Annotated in this window: 19 protein-coding genes and 1 pseudogene; 9 read left to right on the top strand and 11 right to left on the bottom strand. The window is 67.3% G+C overall.

Annotated elements, in window-relative coordinates; genetic code table 11:
• The 3 genes and pseudogenes from CS1GBM4_RS20560 to CS1GBM4_RS20550 form a co-directional block, all read left to right on the top strand.
• Positions 1 to 126 (top strand): annotated as a pseudogene (locus CS1GBM4_RS20560) (IS5/IS1182 family transposase); the annotation flags it as partial.
• A gap of 353 nt (positions 127 to 479) precedes the next feature.
• Positions 480 to 1250, top strand: a complete 771-nt coding sequence (locus CS1GBM4_RS20555; protein WP_186420622.1) for a hypothetical protein — start codon at positions 480 to 482, stop codon at positions 1248 to 1250.
• A gap of 295 nt (positions 1251 to 1545) precedes the next feature.
• Positions 1546 to 2697, top strand: a complete 1152-nt coding sequence (locus tag CS1GBM4_RS20550) for an aminotransferase (protein ID WP_186420621.1) — start codon at positions 1546 to 1548, stop codon at positions 2695 to 2697.
• Here CS1GBM4_RS20550 and CS1GBM4_RS20545 read toward each other — a convergent pair whose 3' ends face one another.
• The 6 genes from CS1GBM4_RS20545 to hisF form a co-directional block, all read right to left on the bottom strand.
• A complete protein-coding gene (locus tag CS1GBM4_RS20545) occupies positions 2698 to 4086 on the bottom strand; it encodes a hypothetical protein (protein WP_186420620.1) in 1389 nt (462 codons plus the stop codon).
• Between the two features lie 32 nt (positions 4087 to 4118).
• Positions 4119 to 4469 carry a RidA family protein gene (locus tag CS1GBM4_RS20540; RefSeq protein WP_186420619.1) on the bottom strand — a complete coding sequence of 117 codons (351 nt, stop codon included), beginning with the start codon at positions 4467 to 4469 and terminating at the stop codon, positions 4119 to 4121.
• Positions 4470 to 4529: 60 nt separating this feature from the next.
• Positions 4530 to 4976, bottom strand: a complete 447-nt coding sequence (locus tag CS1GBM4_RS20535; protein WP_186420618.1) for a VTT domain-containing protein — start codon at positions 4974 to 4976, stop codon at positions 4530 to 4532.
• A 2-nt stretch (positions 4977 to 4978) separates the two neighbouring features.
• Complete coding sequence (gene coaA, locus CS1GBM4_RS20530; protein WP_186420617.1) at positions 4979 to 5953, bottom strand: type I pantothenate kinase; 975 nt, start codon at positions 5951 to 5953, stop codon at positions 4979 to 4981.
• A 107-nt stretch (positions 5954 to 6060) separates the two neighbouring features.
• Complete coding sequence (locus tag CS1GBM4_RS20525) at positions 6061 to 6381, bottom strand: phosphoribosyl-ATP diphosphatase (RefSeq protein ID WP_186420616.1); 321 nt, start codon at positions 6379 to 6381, stop codon at positions 6061 to 6063.
• Positions 6382 to 6386: 5 nt separating this feature from the next.
• Positions 6387 to 7151, bottom strand: coding sequence for an imidazole glycerol phosphate synthase subunit HisF (gene hisF / locus CS1GBM4_RS20520; RefSeq protein WP_186420615.1), 765 nt, complete (start codon positions 7149 to 7151; stop codon positions 6387 to 6389).
• A 337-nt stretch (positions 7152 to 7488) separates the two neighbouring features.
• Between hisF and CS1GBM4_RS20515 the strand changes: the two genes are divergently transcribed.
• On the top strand, positions 7489 to 8199 hold the full coding sequence (locus tag CS1GBM4_RS20515) for a carbonic anhydrase (RefSeq protein WP_186420614.1): 711 nt from the start codon (positions 7489 to 7491) through the stop codon (positions 8197 to 8199).
• 133 nt (positions 8200 to 8332) lie between these two features.
• Here CS1GBM4_RS20515 and CS1GBM4_RS20510 read toward each other — a convergent pair whose 3' ends face one another.
• The 5 genes from CS1GBM4_RS20510 to hisB all read right to left on the bottom strand — a co-directional run bounded on the left by CS1GBM4_RS20510 (position 8333) and on the right by hisB (position 11354).
• Entirely contained in the window at positions 8333 to 8800 is a 468-nt protein-coding gene (locus CS1GBM4_RS20510) for a DUF29 domain-containing protein (protein WP_186420613.1), read from the bottom strand.
• Between the two features lie 12 nt (positions 8801 to 8812).
• Entirely contained in the window at positions 8813 to 9568 is a 756-nt protein-coding gene (hisA, locus tag CS1GBM4_RS20505) for a 1-(5-phosphoribosyl)-5-[(5-phosphoribosylamino)methylideneamino]imidazole-4-carboxamide isomerase (protein WP_186420612.1), read from the bottom strand.
• Positions 9556 to 10212, bottom strand: a complete 657-nt coding sequence (gene hisH / locus CS1GBM4_RS20500; protein ID WP_186420611.1) for an imidazole glycerol phosphate synthase subunit HisH — start codon at positions 10210 to 10212, stop codon at positions 9556 to 9558. Before hisH ends, hisA begins: the two co-directional genes overlap by 13 nt.
• Positions 10209 to 10691 carry a DUF2628 domain-containing protein gene (locus tag CS1GBM4_RS20495; protein WP_186420610.1) on the bottom strand — a complete coding sequence of 161 codons (483 nt, stop codon included), beginning with the start codon at positions 10689 to 10691 and terminating at the stop codon, positions 10209 to 10211. Before CS1GBM4_RS20495 ends, hisH begins: the two co-directional genes overlap by 4 nt.
• Positions 10692 to 10766: 75 nt before the next feature.
• The gene (gene hisB, locus CS1GBM4_RS20490; protein WP_186420609.1) at positions 10767 to 11354 is read right to left on the bottom strand and encodes an imidazoleglycerol-phosphate dehydratase HisB; all 588 of its coding nucleotides are present in this window, start codon (positions 11352 to 11354) and stop codon (positions 10767 to 10769) included.
• A gap of 156 nt (positions 11355 to 11510) precedes the next feature.
• On the opposite strand from hisB, the gene hslV reads away from it, so the two are divergent.
• The 5 genes from hslV to CS1GBM4_RS20470 all read left to right on the top strand — a co-directional run bounded on the left by hslV (position 11511) and on the right by CS1GBM4_RS20470 (position 14175).
• Complete coding sequence (gene hslV, locus CS1GBM4_RS20485) at positions 11511 to 12053, top strand: ATP-dependent protease subunit HslV (protein WP_186420623.1); 543 nt, start codon at positions 11511 to 11513, stop codon at positions 12051 to 12053.
• Positions 12050 to 12427, top strand: coding sequence for a GNAT family N-acetyltransferase (locus tag CS1GBM4_RS20480; protein WP_348522341.1), 378 nt, complete (start codon positions 12050 to 12052; stop codon positions 12425 to 12427). Before hslV ends, CS1GBM4_RS20480 begins: the two co-directional genes overlap by 4 nt.
• A complete protein-coding gene (locus CS1GBM4_RS24855) occupies positions 12424 to 12552 on the top strand; it encodes a hypothetical protein (RefSeq protein ID WP_348522340.1) in 129 nt (42 codons plus the stop codon). Before CS1GBM4_RS20480 ends, CS1GBM4_RS24855 begins: the two co-directional genes overlap by 4 nt.
• Positions 12549 to 13856, top strand: coding sequence for an ATP-dependent protease ATPase subunit HslU (gene hslU, locus CS1GBM4_RS20475; RefSeq protein ID WP_186420608.1), 1308 nt, complete (start codon positions 12549 to 12551; stop codon positions 13854 to 13856). Before CS1GBM4_RS24855 ends, hslU begins: the two co-directional genes overlap by 4 nt.
• A 64-nt stretch (positions 13857 to 13920) precedes the next feature.
• On the top strand, positions 13921 to 14175 hold the full coding sequence (locus tag CS1GBM4_RS20470; protein WP_186420607.1) for an addiction module antitoxin: 255 nt from the start codon (positions 13921 to 13923) through the stop codon (positions 14173 to 14175).
• Positions 14176 to 14177: the final 2 nt, after the last annotated feature.

Here is a 14177-nt window from a genome sequence, read left to right as displayed (position 1 = left end):
TTCTGCAAGCTCAAGCACTTCCGGCGCGTCGCGACCCGCTTCGACAAGCTCGCCAGAAACTTCCTCGCAGCTGTCACCCTCGCATCAACCCGACTCTGGCTCAGGGCTTATGAGTCCAGAACCTAGACGGAATCCATTGATTCCGGTATAAAATGGGAGCGGGTCGGAAGAGATTTCTCTCTGCCGACCCGCATTGGCGATCCGCCGATTAAGGGCTGCTACCTTCCTTCTCAGGGGCTCGGGTAGCAGCCCTTCCTGTTTTTCCCTGCCCCGCACGCCGGTCGGCTGAACGCCGGGGCTCTCACCCTCCTGAACATAACCAACCCTCTCTGCGACTATCGCGCCCCTAGCTATGACCGAGTCGCCGACGCCCGTCAATCTATTCGCGGCTAACCGCGTGACCTCGCTGCCGTGGTTCGCACAGCGATCTTGCTTCCAGCGGCGAATAACTATAGAAGGGACGCGAATAGGAGGGGCCAATGACATCGAAAATTCGAAGCCCACGCTACCCCATCATCGGTTTGCGAGACGCCATCGAGAAGGCGGCACTAGTTTACCGTAGCGACTATCGGAACAAAATACCGAAAGAAATAGTTGCGCAGCATATTGGTTATTCCGGGCTCAATGGAAAATCACTTGGTATCATCTCGGCGCTGACAAAGTATGGTCTACTGGAGGGTTCTCGGGAATCCATGTGGGCGACTGATCGTTTAGTTGATATTATCGAACGAGAGAAAGGTGACCCTGATCGAGTAATGGCAATTAAGGAGGCATCTGTTGCTCCGGAGCCATTCGCCGATATCGCGAAGCAGTTTCCGGAAAAGGCAAGCGACCAAGCTATCCGCGCCTTCTTGATATCAAAACGCCAATATCTACCTGATTCGGCCACACGCCTAATCCGGTCATATCGCGAGACACAAGAGGTTGTTGATGAGGAGGTTGGAGGGTATGATTCTCCTGAAAAACAGGAGGGCCAGCCCCAAATGCAACCAGCTCAGCACTCGCACCCGGTGCCAGCCACCCGAGAGGCTGCTTCCCCAGCCGCATCCTTCGGTCATGAGACCAAACGGATTGCCGTTGAAGACGATGAAAGGGAGTGGATTCGCGGGCCTTTGTCACGCGAGAGCAGCTACCGACTTATAGTCTCCGGCCGTCTCGGCCCTAAAGAGATCGGAAAGCTGATCAAGCTCCTGCAGGCCCAAAAGGCCGTCTTGGATGACGATGACGATGACGACGAGATAGAGCTTTGATCTTGAACACAGAGCCCGGCCAAGAGCCGGGCTTCTTTTCTGGTTCCAGGTGAGCTTGCTACCTAATGCCGGAAAAGCTCACCGATCCACGCCAGCGTCCTGCCGCTCCAAAGGGGCGAAGAAGCCGCAGGCGCTGTCGTGAACCGGCTGACGCTAGAAAATACTGACTGCTGACGAATGTCAATATTCATCACTCCATAGAATCTGCCGGAAAATCGGCCGTGCCGACGCCGATGCGCGCCGGCCTTGCGCATGCTATGGCGGCGTCACCGCCTCCGAGCCCAAGCCAGCCGCGATGAATCCGATCTTTTCCGCCCTTCCGACGACGATCTTCGAAACCATGTCGCGGCTCGCGCGCGAGCACGGCGCCATCAATCTCGGCCAGGGCTTCCCCGACGATCCCGGCCCGGAGGACGTGCGCCGCAAGGCGGCGGAGGCGGTGGTCAGCGGCTGGAACCAATATCCGCCGATGATGGGCCTGCCGGCGCTGCGCCAGGCGGCCGCGACGCATTTTCGCCATTGGCAGGGGCTGGAGCTCGACCCCGAAACCGAGGTGATGGTCACCTCCGGCGCGACCGAGGCGATCGCCGGCGCGCTGATGGCGACGGTCTCGCCCGGCGACGAGGTCGTTCTGTTCGAGCCGATGTACGACGCCTATCTGCCGCTGGTGCGGCGCGCCGGCGGCGTCCCCAGATTCGTGACGCTGACGCCGCCCGCCTTCGGGCTCAGCGAGGAGGCGCTGGCGCGGGCCTTCTCGCCGAAGACCCGCGTCGTGCTGTTCAACAACCCGCTGAACCCGACGGCGACCAATTTCAGCGCCGCCGATCTCGACCTGCTCGCCGATTTCTGCGTGCGGCACGACGCGATCGCGATCTGCGACGACGTCTGGGAGCATGTCGTCTTCGACGGGCATCGCCACCTGCCGCTGATGAGCCGGCCGGGCATGCGCGAGCGCACGGTCAAGATCTCCTCGGCCGGCAAGATCTTCTCGCTGACCGGCTGGAAGGTCGGAATGGTGATGGCGGCGCCCGAGCTGATGCGCGTGCTGGCCAAGGCACATCAGTACCTCACCTTCACCACGCCGCCGAACCTGCAGGCGGCCGTCGCCTACGGGCTGGGCAAGGACGACGGCTATTTCGAGGGCATGCGCGCCGATTTCCAGCGCTCGCGCGACCGCTTCGCCGAGGGCCTGCGCGATCTCGGCTTCAGCGTGCTGCCGAGCGCGGGCACCTATTTCCTCAATGTCGATATCGGCCCGCTCGGCGAGGCGGACGACGTCGCCTTCTGCCAGCGGCTGGTGAGCGAGCACGGCGTCGCCGCGATCCCGGTCAGCGCCTTCTATGCCGAGGGAGCGGTGCGCAACGTGGTGCGCTTCTGCTTCGCCAAGCACGATGCGACGCTCGATGCGGCGCTGGAGCGGCTCGCCGCCCTGGCTCGCGGGCGCTGATCAGCCTCTGCGCAACGCCCCGACCAGCGCCGCCGCCTCGCGCAACTTCGGCTCGCGGCGCCTGGCCTCGGCCGCGAGGCCGAGGCCGCGCAGCTGTTCGGTCGCCGCGATCAGTTCAGCCGCCGCCTGTTCCGCCACCGCCGCCTCGCGGGTGCGCTCGGCCAGCGCCAGACGGGCTTCGGCGCGGTTGGCGGCGCTTTCGGCCCAGAGGCTCGGCACCATCTCGCGGCGCCGGACTTCCAGCGCCGCGTCGAAGGCGAGGATCGCCTCCTCCAGGACGACGGGCTCGCGGTAGTAGGCGGCCAGCCCGACCAGCGCGGCGCCGATGCGGTCCTGCACCTCGGCCCAGTCGAGCGGAACGCTCTCGCGCGGCCGGCCCGCGAGCACCAGCTTGAAGCAGTTCACCGCCGCCTCGAAGGCCGCCACGCCGCTGGCGCGCAGGCCGAGCGCGACATGCGCCTTGCCGAGCTCCCATTGCAGCCTCGCCCATTCGTTCGGCATGTCGGCCTGCGTCAGACCGGACAGCCCGGCCCTGAAGGCGGCAACGCCCTCTTCGAGCAGGCCGGCATCGTCCTCCGTCTCGCCCAGCCGGGCCAGGGCCTCGCCGAGCCGGGTCTGGAGCGCCGCCCAGAGGCGCGGCGCCTTGGCGCGGGTCAGGTCTTCCAGGGTGGCGCGGTAGATCTCGACCGCCTGCCGAAGCAGGGCGCCGCCGCCCTCGAGATGCGACAATCCGGTGAGCGAGCGCGCCAGCCTGAGCTGGGTTTCGGCCCAGGGGATGGTCTGGTCGAAATTGCCGAGCTTGTCGAGCATGGCCCGAAGCTGGCCGATCGAGGCGACGAAAGCGGACTTGTCGGCGAAATCGGCGCCTCGCCGCGCCAGCGCATCGGCCTGGAGCCACGCATAGGGACGCCCGCTGCCCGGCTCGGCCGATTCGGCGATCAGGGCCGCCTCGGCATAGCGCTCCGCGGCATCGCGATAGGCTTGCGGATTGAGGTGCAGCATCGCGACCGCCCCGCGGTCGGCGCGGCCGGCGGCAGCGGCGAGCAAGCGCTCGCGCGACAGCGCCCGGGGAGCGGCCGCGCCGTCGAGATTGCGCTGCTCGGCCTGGGCGAGGAGACGATCGGCCTCGGCGAGCCGGCCCTCGGCCAGCGCCTTCGCCGCTTCCGCCCGCAGCTCGTCACGGCCGGCATCCTCTCCGGACCGTCTGGCGAGCCGCGCCTGCAGCCCGCGGAAATCACCCGCCCGGCGCGTGAGGTATTGCTCGATGCGGGTGAAATCGGGCTGGCCGGGAGCCTCACCCAGCGAGGCGAGCACGCCGAGCAGCAGCGCGGGGGGGACGCCCTCGCGCTGCGAGACCCGGGCCAGGATGGCGGCGAGTTCCGGATTCACGCTGCGATCCCGCCATCTCTGTCGGACTGCGGTCAGATCGCGGCGATGACCGCGATCTCGACGGTGTATTGCGGACCGGCGAGCTTGGCTTCGACCGTGGCGCGGCCGGGGGTGTTGCCCGGCGAGACCCAGGAATCCCAGACCGCGTTCATCTCGGCGAAGGTCGACATGTCCGCGAGCCAGATATTGACCATCAGCAGCTTCGACTTGTCGGTGCCGGCCTCGGCGAGGAGCCCGTCGATGATCGAGAGGATGTCCCTGGTCTGCTCGCCGACGCTCTTGCCCGCCGCCTTGTCGGCGACCTGACCCGCGAGATAGACCGTGTTGCCGTGCACGACGGCCTTGGACATGCGCGGGCCGGGGGCGATGCGCTTGATGCTCATGATCTGGTCTCCATAGAACGGGACTTGCTGGTAGCCCGAGAGCCGCAAGGGCGCAAATGCTTATGACGCAGCCGTCCAGCCGGCCCAGAGCAGGGCATAGCGCGCGGCCTTGCCGGCCAGCACCAGCAGGATGAAGCGACCGAGCGGATAGTTCAGCGAACCGGCGACGAAGGTCAACGGATCGCCGCCGATCGGCAGCCAGGCGAAGAGCAGCGCGGGCCAGCCGAAGCGGGCGAACCAGCGCTGCGCCCTGGCGAAGCGCTCGGGGTCGGGCCGCAGCCGGGGCGGCAGACGCTCGACACCGCCGGTCGCGATCAGCCGGCCGAGCCACCAGTTCACCACCGAGCCGGCGGTGTTCGCGAGCGAGGCGACGATGAAGAGCAGCGCCGGGTCGACGCGTCCCGCCGCCAGCAAGCCGACGAAGACGGCTTCCGACTGGGCCGGCAGCAGGGTCGCGGCGACGAAGGCCGCTCCGGCCATCAGGCCGAGCGCGGCCAGAGCCTCCATCGTCAGAGCCGCCGCAGCGCGACCTGCTGGATGCGATGGCTCGCGCCCTTGGTCAGGATCAGGCTGGCGCGCTGGCGTGTCGGCACGATGTTCTCGCGCAGATTCGGCAGGTTGATGCCGGTCCAGAGCTGCTCGGCGATCGACAGGGCCTCGTCCTCGGGAATCTCGGCATATTTCCGGAAGAAGGAGCGCGGGTCGCGGAAGGCGGTCTGGCGCAGCGTCATGAAGCGGTTGACGTACCAGCGGTGCAGGTCGTTCTCGTCAGCGTCGAGATAGACCGAGAAGTCGAAGAAATCCGAGACGAAGGGAATGATCGTGCCGTCCCTGGGCAGGCGGCTGGCCTGCAGCACGTTGAGCCCCTCGAGGATGAGGATGTCCGGCCGCTCGACCGTGACCTGTTCGCCCGGCACCACATCGTAGACCAGATGCGAATAGACTGGCGCGCTGACGGCGCGCTTGCCGGCCTTCACATCCGACAGGAAGCGCAGGATCGCGGCGCTGTCGTAGCTCTCCGGGAAGCCCTTGCGCTGCATCAGGCCCCGTCTTTCCAGCTCGGCATTGGGCAGCAGGAAGCCGTCCGTGGTGACGAGCTCGACCTTGGGCGTGTTCGGCCAGCGCGAGAGCAGCGCCTTGAGCACGCGCGCCGTGGTCGACTTGCCGACGGCGACCGAGCCGGCGACGCCGATGATGTAGGGGACCTTGACCTCGGCCTCGGCCATGAGGAAGCGCTGCGTCGCCTTGAACAGCCCCTGCGTCGCGGCGACGTAGAGCGAGAGCAGCCGCGAGAGCGGCAGGTAGATCGCGACGATCTCGTCGAGCGAGATCGGGTCGTTTATCGACTGCAGCTTGGTGAGGTCGTCGACCGACAGCGTCAGCGGCGCATCGGCACGCAGATGCGCCCACTCGTCGCGCGTGAACGTGCGATAGGGCGAGACGAGGTCGGGGGCGGAGGGCGCCCCGATCGGACGCTGGTCCATGAGCCCCCCCGTGTTCCAGGCTTCGAGGTTCAACGCGACTGCCTCGGCTTTCCAAGAGCTGGGCATGTTCCCGTCGCGGAAGTCTGGGCGCTTCCGCGGAACATGCCTTAACGGGGCCGCGCCGCCTTCTCGGCCAGGCCGGAACGCGCGGTACGGGCCTCAAGCTGGCTCAAGACGTCCCGCAATGCAACATCGCGGCTCCTGAGCACGACCAGGAGATGATAGAGCAGATCGGCGCTCTCGGCGATCAGCTCGGCCCTGTCGCCCTTGACGGCGGCGATCACGGCCTCGACCGCCTCCTCGCCGAGCTTCTTGGCGGCGCGCTCGGGGCCGGCGGCGAGCAGCTTCGCCGTCCAGGATTCCTCCGGCGCGGCGCCGGCGCGCTCGGCGACGATGCGTTCGAGATCGGCGAGGGTGAAGGCGCCCATCGCCGTCAATCCAGCCGCATCGCCAGCCCGGCGGCGGCCATGTGCGCCTTGGCCTGCGGGATGCTGTAGGTGCCGAAATGGAAGATCGAGGCGGCGAGCACGGCCGAGGCATGGCCGTCGCGCACGCCGGCGACGAGATCGTCGAGATCGCCGACGCCGCCCGAGGCGATCACCGGCACCGAGACCGCGTCGGCGATGCGCCGGGTCAGGCCGATGTCGTAGCCGGACTTGGTGCCGTCGCGATCCATCGAGGTCACCAGCAATTCGCCGGCGCCGAGCGAGACGACCTCACGGGCGAAGGCGACGGCGTCGAGCCCGGTGGGGTTGCGCCCGCCATGCGTGAAGATCTCCCAGCGGCCCGGCGTGACCTGCTTGGCGTCGATGGCGACGACGATGCACTGGTCGCCGAACTTCTCCGCGGCCTCCTTGACGAAGGGACGATTGGTCACCGCCGCGGTGTTGATCGCGACCTTGTCGGCGCCGGCCAGCAGCAAGGCACGGATGTCCTCGACCTTGCGCACGCCGCCGCCGACGGTCAGCGGCATGAAGCAGGCCTCGGCCGTGCGCGTGACGACGTCGAGCAGGGTGCCGCGGTCCTCGTGGCTCGCGGTGATGTCGAGGAAGCAGAGCTCGTCGGCGCCGGCGGCGTCATAGGCCTTGGCGGCCTCGACCGGGTCGCCGGCATCGACGAGATCGAGGAACTTCACGCCCTTGACGACGCGGCCGTCCTTGACGTCGAGGCAGGGGATGATGCGGATCTTCAGGGTCATCGGCGGAGGTCGTGAGAGCGGCCCTGGGGCCGCGAGGCGGCGCAACCTAGAGCATGTTCCGGCAAAGTGGAAATCCGGCGCAGGCCTCCGCCCTCGCCGAGAGGCATGCGCTGGATCGCGGCGGCGCGACGGCCCCGTCCCCGTGCCGGCCGCGAGACTGCAAATCACCGCGTTCATCGATCATTAACACCGTCCTCCGCCAGAGCGTTTCGATGCAGGTTTTGGACTATCCGCCGCTGCCGCGCAGCCTAGCATCGGCGCCGCTGACGAAGCATGCGCCGCGCCCGATCCCGGGTCGCATCGGTGCGCAGCCTGCCTGTGCTGAGGGATTGCGAAGATGTGCGAATATTGTGTCACGGCCGGCCCCAGGGCCGGGTTCTCGCGGCGTTCCCTGTTCGCGGCCGGCGCCGGCCTGGCGCTGGCCGGCGCCTTTGCCGCGCCTCTGCGGGCGCAATCCGCCGGCATCGGCGGCGAGGCGGCGCTGAAGCGGCTGATGGACGGCAATGCCCGCTACGCCGCGGGCAATCTGAACGAGCGTGATTTCTCGGCGGGGCGCGCGGCGCGAGCCACATCCCAAGCTCCCTTCGCCTCGATCGTGAGCTGCGCCGATTCGCGCATCGCGCCCGAGCTCGCCTTCGACGAAGGCCCGGGCCAGCTCTTCGTGACCCGCGTCGCCGGCAACTTCGTCAACGAGGACGGGCTGGCGAGCCTCGAATACGGGGCGCTGGTGCTCGGCTCGCAGCTGATCCTGGTGCTCGGCCACACCAATTGCGGCGCCGTCTCCTCGACGATCAACGTGGTCAAGGAGAACACGCAGCTGCCGGGACACCTGCCGTCGCTGATCAACGCGATCAGGCCGGCCGTGCTGGCGGCGCAGAAGGAGGGGGCGGCCGACCTGCTGAAAGCGGCGACCATCGCCAACGTCAAGCTCAACGTCGAGCGGCTGAAGACGGCGGCGCCGATCCTGTCGCAGCGCGTCGCCGAGAAGAAGCTCACCGTCGCCGGCGGCCTCTACGATCTGGCCACCGGCAAGGTGGAACTGGTCTGAGCGAGCCGGCCGCCGCTCAGACGCTCGATCACGCTGCATTTGGACGGAATCGTACAAATGCAGAAAACGTGATGATTACAAGAGTTTAGAGCATGCTCGATGCGAAAAGCCGTTGCCACTTTCGCGGCATGCTCTAGCGCAAGTCGATCTCGCGGGAGGTGATCGCCGCGAGATCGTAAGGACAAGTCTGGGGAAAGAGCTTGATGTCGATGCCCGTCTCGGCCGCTGCTTCACGGCGTGCCCGGCCGTAAGCGCGCTCCGTCGCCTCGTCGAGCCGCGGCTTCAAGCCGGGGTTGTCGGCGAGAAGTTCGGATAGCTCGCCGCGCTGCACCACGATCGAGACGACCCAACTGCGACTGCGCTTCTCCGGCTGGTGATCCCATTTCAACAGATGCAGCGTCAGCACGCGCAAGGCGCTGACCAGCGAGTTGAACTCCGCGCGCCCCAAGGTCTCGAGCTCCTCGGCAATGTTGGTGATATCGAGCTCGGTGAAACGGCCGGCGCGCAACAAGGCCGCCTGACGCAAGGCCCAGGAATAGAAATCCCGTTCGTATTGCTGATCGGCCGGGGCCGATTTAGGTGGGACCTCGAAGACGCTCATCATGTCATCATATCACGATCGGACCGCCGCGTCAGACTTCGCCAACCGCGCCAGCGCCGCCGCCGGGTCGATCCGGCCGTCATAGAGGGCGCGGCCGGTGATCGCGCCCTCCAGGATCGCCGCGTCGGGCGCCACGAGCCGCTCGATATCGGCCATCGAGGCGAGGCCACCGGAGGCGATCACCGGGATCGTGAGCGCATGCGCCAGCGCGATGGTGCCCTCCCAGTTGATGCCCTGGAGCATGCCGTCGCGGGCGATATCGGTGTAGATGATGGCGGCGACGCCGGCGTCCTCGAACCGCCGGCCCAGATCGTCCGCGGCCAGGGCCGAGGTCTCAGCCCAGCCCTCCACCGCCACGAGCCCGTCGCGGGCGTCGATGCCGACCGCGACCTTGCCCGGAAAGGCCTTCGCCGCCTCGCGCACGAAAGCGGGATCGCGCACCGCCGCCGTGCCGATGATGACGCGGGCGACGCCCTTGGCGAGCCAGCCCTCGACCGTCTTCATGTCGCGGATGCCGCCGCCGAGCTGCACCGGGAAGGTGACCTGTTTCAGGATCGACTCGACCGCGGCCGCGTTCATCGGCTTGCCGGCGAAGGCGCCGTCGAGATCGACGACGTGCAGCCACCGGAAGCCCTGCGCCTCGAAGGTCGCGGCCTGGGCGGCGGGATCGTCGTTGAAGACCGTGGCCTGGCCCATGTCGCCCTGCTTCAGGCGCACGCACCGGCCGTCCTTGAGGTCGATGGCGGGAAAGAGGATCACGGCGCCCACTTCAGGAAATTGCCGATCAGCTTGAGACCGAGTTTCTGGCTCTTTTCGGGGTGGAACTGCGTGCCCGCCATGTTGCCGCGCGCGACGATGGCCGTGACCGGCCCGCCGTAATCGGTCAGCGCCAGCACGTCCTCGGGTCGCTCGGCCGTGAGCGCATAGGAGTGGACGAAGTAGGCGTGCCAGCCCGACGGGCCGGTCTCGATGCCGTCGAGCAGAGGGTGCTCGTCCTGCGGGTGGAGGGTGTTCCAGCCCATATGCGGGATCTTCAGGGCATCGTCGTTCGGCCGGATCAGCGCGACGTCGCCGGCGATCCAGCCGAGCCCCGGCGTGGTGACGTATTCCAGCCCGCGGCTCGCCATCAGCTGCATGCCGACGCAGATGCCGAGGAAGGGCCGGCCCTTGCCGCGAACCGTCTCCTCGAGCGCCTCGACCATGCCGGAGACGGCGTCGAGGCCGCCCCGGCAATCGGCGAAGGCGCCGACGCCCGGCAGCACGATGCGGTCGGCGGCGCGGACCTGCGCGGGGTCGCTGGTGACGCGGATGGTCGCGGCGACGCCGGCTTCCGCAGCGGCGCGCTCGAAGGCCTTGGCGGCGGAGTGCAGATTGCCCGAGCCGTAATCGACAATGGCGACGGTCTGGCTCATCGTCCCCTCGCCTCGGGAAAGAGGCCGATCACAGGCACGGGGCCGGGCGCGAAGCGGGCGGGAGCCGACGCCTCGGCGATGCGCGGCGGCGCGCCGGCGGGCAGGGCGTGTTCGAAGAAGCGGCGCTCGGCGCTGGAGAGATCCGGCGCCTCGATCACGTCGACCAGCCGCCAGCCCTTGCGCAGCAGCTTTCGCGCGATCAGGTTCTGGCCTTCCAGGCCGAGGAAGAGCCCGAGCGCGATCTGCGAGAGCATGACCGCGCCGATGGCGAAGCCGATCTGCTGCTGGGCGTAGACCAGCCCGCCCCAGACCAGCGCGTAGAGAATGAAGGCGAGCCAGAGCCGCTTGTAGAGCAGCCAGAGGCCGCCGAAGACGAAGGCGGACACGGTGAAGCTCTCGGGCAGGAGGCGGGCCTGCTCGATCTCCTCGCGCAGGCCACCGGCGCCCGGCGGCGGGATCAGGACCTGGTAGAACGCCATGGCAGCGATCCCTTTGATCTTAAAAGTTTAGAGCATCGCTCAAGCAAAAAACCGGTGCCCCCTTTTTGCGCAATGCTAGAGGGCACCCTTGGTCGAGGGCACGCGGCCGCCCTCGCGCGGATCCACCTCGAGCGCCTGCCGCAAGGCCCGCGCCAGCCCCTTGAAGCAGCTTTCGGCGATATGGTGGGCATTGTCGCCATAGAGCGTCTCGACATGCAGGGTCAGCCCGGCATTGATCGCGAAGGCCTGGAAGAACTCGCGCACCAGCTCGGTGTCGAACGTCCCGATCTTCTCCGCCCTGAACTGCGTGCGGAAGACCAGGAAGGGCCGCCCGGAGACGTCGACCGCGACGCGGGTCAGCGTCTCGTCCATCGGCAGATGCACGTCGGCATAGCGGCGGATGCCCTTCTTGTCGCCGAGCGCTGCCTTGAGGGCCTCGCCGAGCGCGATGCCGGCATCCTCGACCGAGTGGTGATCGTCGATATGGGTGTCGCCCTTCACGCTGACCGTCACGTCGATCAGCGAATGGCGCGCGAACAGATCGAGCATATGGTCGAAGAAGCCGACGCCCGTCGAAATCTCGGCCCTGCCGGTGCCGTCGAGCACGAGCTTCACCGAAATATCGGTCTCGTTGGTGCGGCGCTTCACTTCGCCCGAACGCATCGGCAAAATCCCTTGATCCAACCGAGCGGTGCTTTAGCAGCGCGAGGCGGCACACGCCACCTCGCGATTGTGCCCGGCCGGAAAAGCCCTACATCTGGCTGCGTGACGACGACAGCGAAAGACGACGCGATGGATAATCCCGGCAATGCCCCCGTGATGCACGCGACCACCATCCTGATGGTGCGCAAGGGCGGCCGGGTCGTGATCGGCGGCGACGGGCAGGTCTCGCTCGGCCAGACGATCATGAAGGGCAATGCCAGGAAGGTGCGCCGCCTCGCCAAGGGCGCGGTGATCGCGGGCTTCGCCGGCGCCACCGCCGACGCCTTCACCCTGTTCGAGCGGCTGGAGGCCAAGCTCGAACAGTTCCCGACGCAATTGCTGCGCGCCTGCGTCGAGCTCGCCAAGGACTGGCGCACCGACCGCTATCTGCGCCGGCTGGAAGCGATGCTGCTCGTCGCCGACAAGGAGGTCTCGCTCCTGATCTCCGGCACCGGCGACGTGCTCGAGCCGGAGCCCTCCGAGCATGGCTCGGTGATGGCGATCGGCTCAGGCGGCAATTACGCGCTCGCCGCCGCCCGTGCCCTGATCGACATCGAGGCGGAGGCCGAGACGATCGTGCGCAAGGCGATGACAATCGCCGGCGACATCTGCGTCTATACGAACCACAGCCTCGTCATCGAAAGCCTGGAAACGGCATGAACTTCGTCGCCGACGGCTACGAATTCGCGCCCGCGACGCCCGACGACTTCCCGCTGCTGGCGCGCTGGCTCGAGCAGGATCATGTCCGGCGCTGGTGGGGCGACCCCGACGCTGAGCTCGCCGAGGTCGCACGCATCTTCGGCGACCCGAGCATGGAGGCGCTGATCGTCAGCCATGACGGGCGGCCCTTCGCCCATCAGCAGAGCTGGGATCCCACGCTCTGGCCGGAGTATCCGCTGCAGGACCAGCCGCCCGGCACGCGCGGCATCGACCAGTTCATCGGCGAGCCCGACATGCTCGGCCGGGGCCATGGCACCCGCTTCATCGGCGCCTTCGCCCGGCATCTGCTGGCGCAGGGCGTGCCGCGGTGGTGATCGATCCAGACCCGGAGAATCTCGCCGCGATCCGCGCCTATGAAAAGGCCGGCTTCACGACCCTCGACATCCGCGAGACCGGCGACGGCCCCGCGCTGATCATGATCCAGGAACCTGTTCGATGACGTCGTTTTCCCCCCGCGAGATCGTCTCGGAGCTCGACCGCTACATCGTCGGCCAGAGGGACGCCAAGCGCGCCGTCGCGATCGCGCTGCGCAATCGCTGGCGCCGCCAGCAGCTCGAAGGGCCGCTGCGCGAGGAGGTGGCGCCCAAGAACATCCTGATGATCGGGCCGACCGGCTGCGGCAAGACCGAGATCGCCCGCCGCCTCGCCAAGCTGGCGAACGCGCCCTTCCTCAAGGTCGAGGCGACCAAGTTCACCGAGGTCGGCTATGTCGGGCGCGACGTCGAATCGATCGTGCGCGACCTGGTCGAGGTCGCGATCGGCCTCGTCCGCGACGGCCGGCGCAAGGATGTGGAGGCCAAGGCGCATGTCGCAGCCGAGGAGCGCGTGCTCGACGCGCTCGTCGGGCCGACGGCGAGCCCGACCACGCGCGACAGCTTCCGGCGCAAGCTGCGCGCCAACGAACTCGACGACAAGGAGATCGAGGTCGAGGTCGCCTCGGCCGCCACGGCTGCGCCGATGTTCGAATTGCCCGGCATGCCCGGAGCCTCGATCGGCGCGATCAACCTCTCCGACATGCTCGGCAAGGCCTTCGGCCAGCGCGGCAAGCCTAAGCGCATGCTGGTCAAGGACGCCTATCAGCCGCTGCTCGCCGAGGAGAGCGACAAGCTGATCGACCAGGACGCGATCGTCCAGGCGGCGATCCGCGAGGTCGAGAACAACGGCATCGTCTTCCTCGACGAGATCGACAAGATCTGCGCCCGCGAGGGCCGCTCCGGCGCCGATGTCTCGCGCGAGGGCGTGCAGCGCGACCTGCTGCCGCTGATCGAGGGCACCACGATCGCGACCAAGCACGGGCCGGTGAAGAGCGACCACATCCTGTTCATCGCCTCGGGCGCCTTCCATGTCTCGAAACCGTCGGACCTGCTGCCGGAACTGCAGGGGCGCCTGCCGATCCGGGTCGAGCTCTCGCCGCTCGACGTCGAGGACTTCAAGCGCATCCTGACGGAGACTGAAGCCAGCCTGATCAAGCAGTCGGTGGCGATGCTGGCGACCGAGCAGGTCGCGATCGACTTCACCGAGGATGCCGTCGCGGCGATCGCGCGCATCGCGGTCGAGGTCAATTCGACGGTCGAGAACATCGGTGCCCGCAGGCTTCAGACCGTGATCGAGCGCATCCTCGACGAGATCTCGTTCACCGCGACCGACCGTGGCGGGGAAAGCGTGACGATCGACGCGGCTTATGTCGAGGCGCGCATCGGCGATCTCGCGAAGAACGCGGATCTGAGCCGGTTCATTCTGTAGGACGGAGCTATTTGGCTGGCATTCGTCTTCATCCTTGTGCATATTGAAGACAAGGAGCGAGCCAGTGCCGCGCACGACCACCATGACCGTCCGGATCAGCGGCCCTTTGAGCGACTTCGTCGCCGAGAATGTCGGCCCGGACGGCGATTACGAGAATGTCAGCGAATATGTCCGCGACCTGATCCGTCGCGACAAGGAACGCACGGAGCTGGCGGCTTTCGAGCGGCTGAAGGCCGAGCTGCAACAGGCCTTCGCCGCGCCCGATTCCGCCTATCGACCGCTCACGGCCGCCGAGGTGATCGCGCGCAACAAGGGCTGACG

The sequence above is a fragment of the Allobosea sp. CS1GBMeth4 genome, from assembly GCF_900185715.1.
Taxonomy (GTDB): domain Bacteria; phylum Pseudomonadota; class Alphaproteobacteria; order Rhizobiales; family Beijerinckiaceae; genus Allobosea.
The sequence above is the reverse complement of the archived record's forward strand: the minus strand, read 5'-3'. Positions and strand labels throughout refer to the sequence as shown.

What these genes read in the sequence shown, in the direction of transcription:
- CS1GBM4_RS20555 (WP_186420622.1), top strand. Translation starts at nt 480, where the DNA reads ATGACATCGAAAATTCGAAGCCCACGCTACCCCATCATCGGTTTGCGA.
- CS1GBM4_RS20550 (WP_186420621.1), top strand. Translation starts at nt 1,546, where the DNA reads ATGAATCCGATCTTTTCCGCCCTTCCGACGACGATCTTCGAAACCATG.
- CS1GBM4_RS20540 (WP_186420619.1), bottom strand. Translation starts at nt 4,469, where the DNA reads ATGAGCATCAAGCGCATCGCCCCCGGCCCGCGCATGTCCAAGGCCGTC.
- CS1GBM4_RS20535 (WP_186420618.1), bottom strand. Translation starts at nt 4,976, where the DNA reads ATGGAGGCTCTGGCCGCGCTCGGCCTGATGGCCGGAGCGGCCTTCGTC.
- coaA (WP_186420617.1), bottom strand. Translation starts at nt 5,953, where the DNA reads ATGGACCAGCGTCCGATCGGGGCGCCCTCCGCCCCCGACCTCGTCTCG.
- CS1GBM4_RS20525 (WP_186420616.1), bottom strand. Translation starts at nt 6,381, where the DNA reads ATGGGCGCCTTCACCCTCGCCGATCTCGAACGCATCGTCGCCGAGCGC.
- hisF (WP_186420615.1), bottom strand. Translation starts at nt 7,151, where the DNA reads ATGACCCTGAAGATCCGCATCATCCCCTGCCTCGACGTCAAGGACGGC.
- CS1GBM4_RS20515 (WP_186420614.1), top strand. Translation starts at nt 7,489, where the DNA reads ATGTGCGAATATTGTGTCACGGCCGGCCCCAGGGCCGGGTTCTCGCGG.
- CS1GBM4_RS20510 (WP_186420613.1), bottom strand. Translation starts at nt 8,800, where the DNA reads ATGAGCGTCTTCGAGGTCCCACCTAAATCGGCCCCGGCCGATCAGCAA.
- hisH (WP_186420611.1), bottom strand. Translation starts at nt 10,212, where the DNA reads ATGAGCCAGACCGTCGCCATTGTCGATTACGGCTCGGGCAATCTGCAC.
- CS1GBM4_RS20495 (WP_186420610.1), bottom strand. Translation starts at nt 10,691, where the DNA reads ATGGCGTTCTACCAGGTCCTGATCCCGCCGCCGGGCGCCGGTGGCCTG.
- hisB (WP_186420609.1), bottom strand. Translation starts at nt 11,354, where the DNA reads ATGCGTTCGGGCGAAGTGAAGCGCCGCACCAACGAGACCGATATTTCG.
- hslV (WP_186420623.1), top strand. Translation starts at nt 11,511, where the DNA reads ATGCACGCGACCACCATCCTGATGGTGCGCAAGGGCGGCCGGGTCGTG.
- CS1GBM4_RS20480 (WP_348522341.1), top strand. Translation starts at nt 12,050, where the DNA reads ATGAACTTCGTCGCCGACGGCTACGAATTCGCGCCCGCGACGCCCGAC.
- hslU (WP_186420608.1), top strand. Translation starts at nt 12,549, where the DNA reads ATGACGTCGTTTTCCCCCCGCGAGATCGTCTCGGAGCTCGACCGCTAC.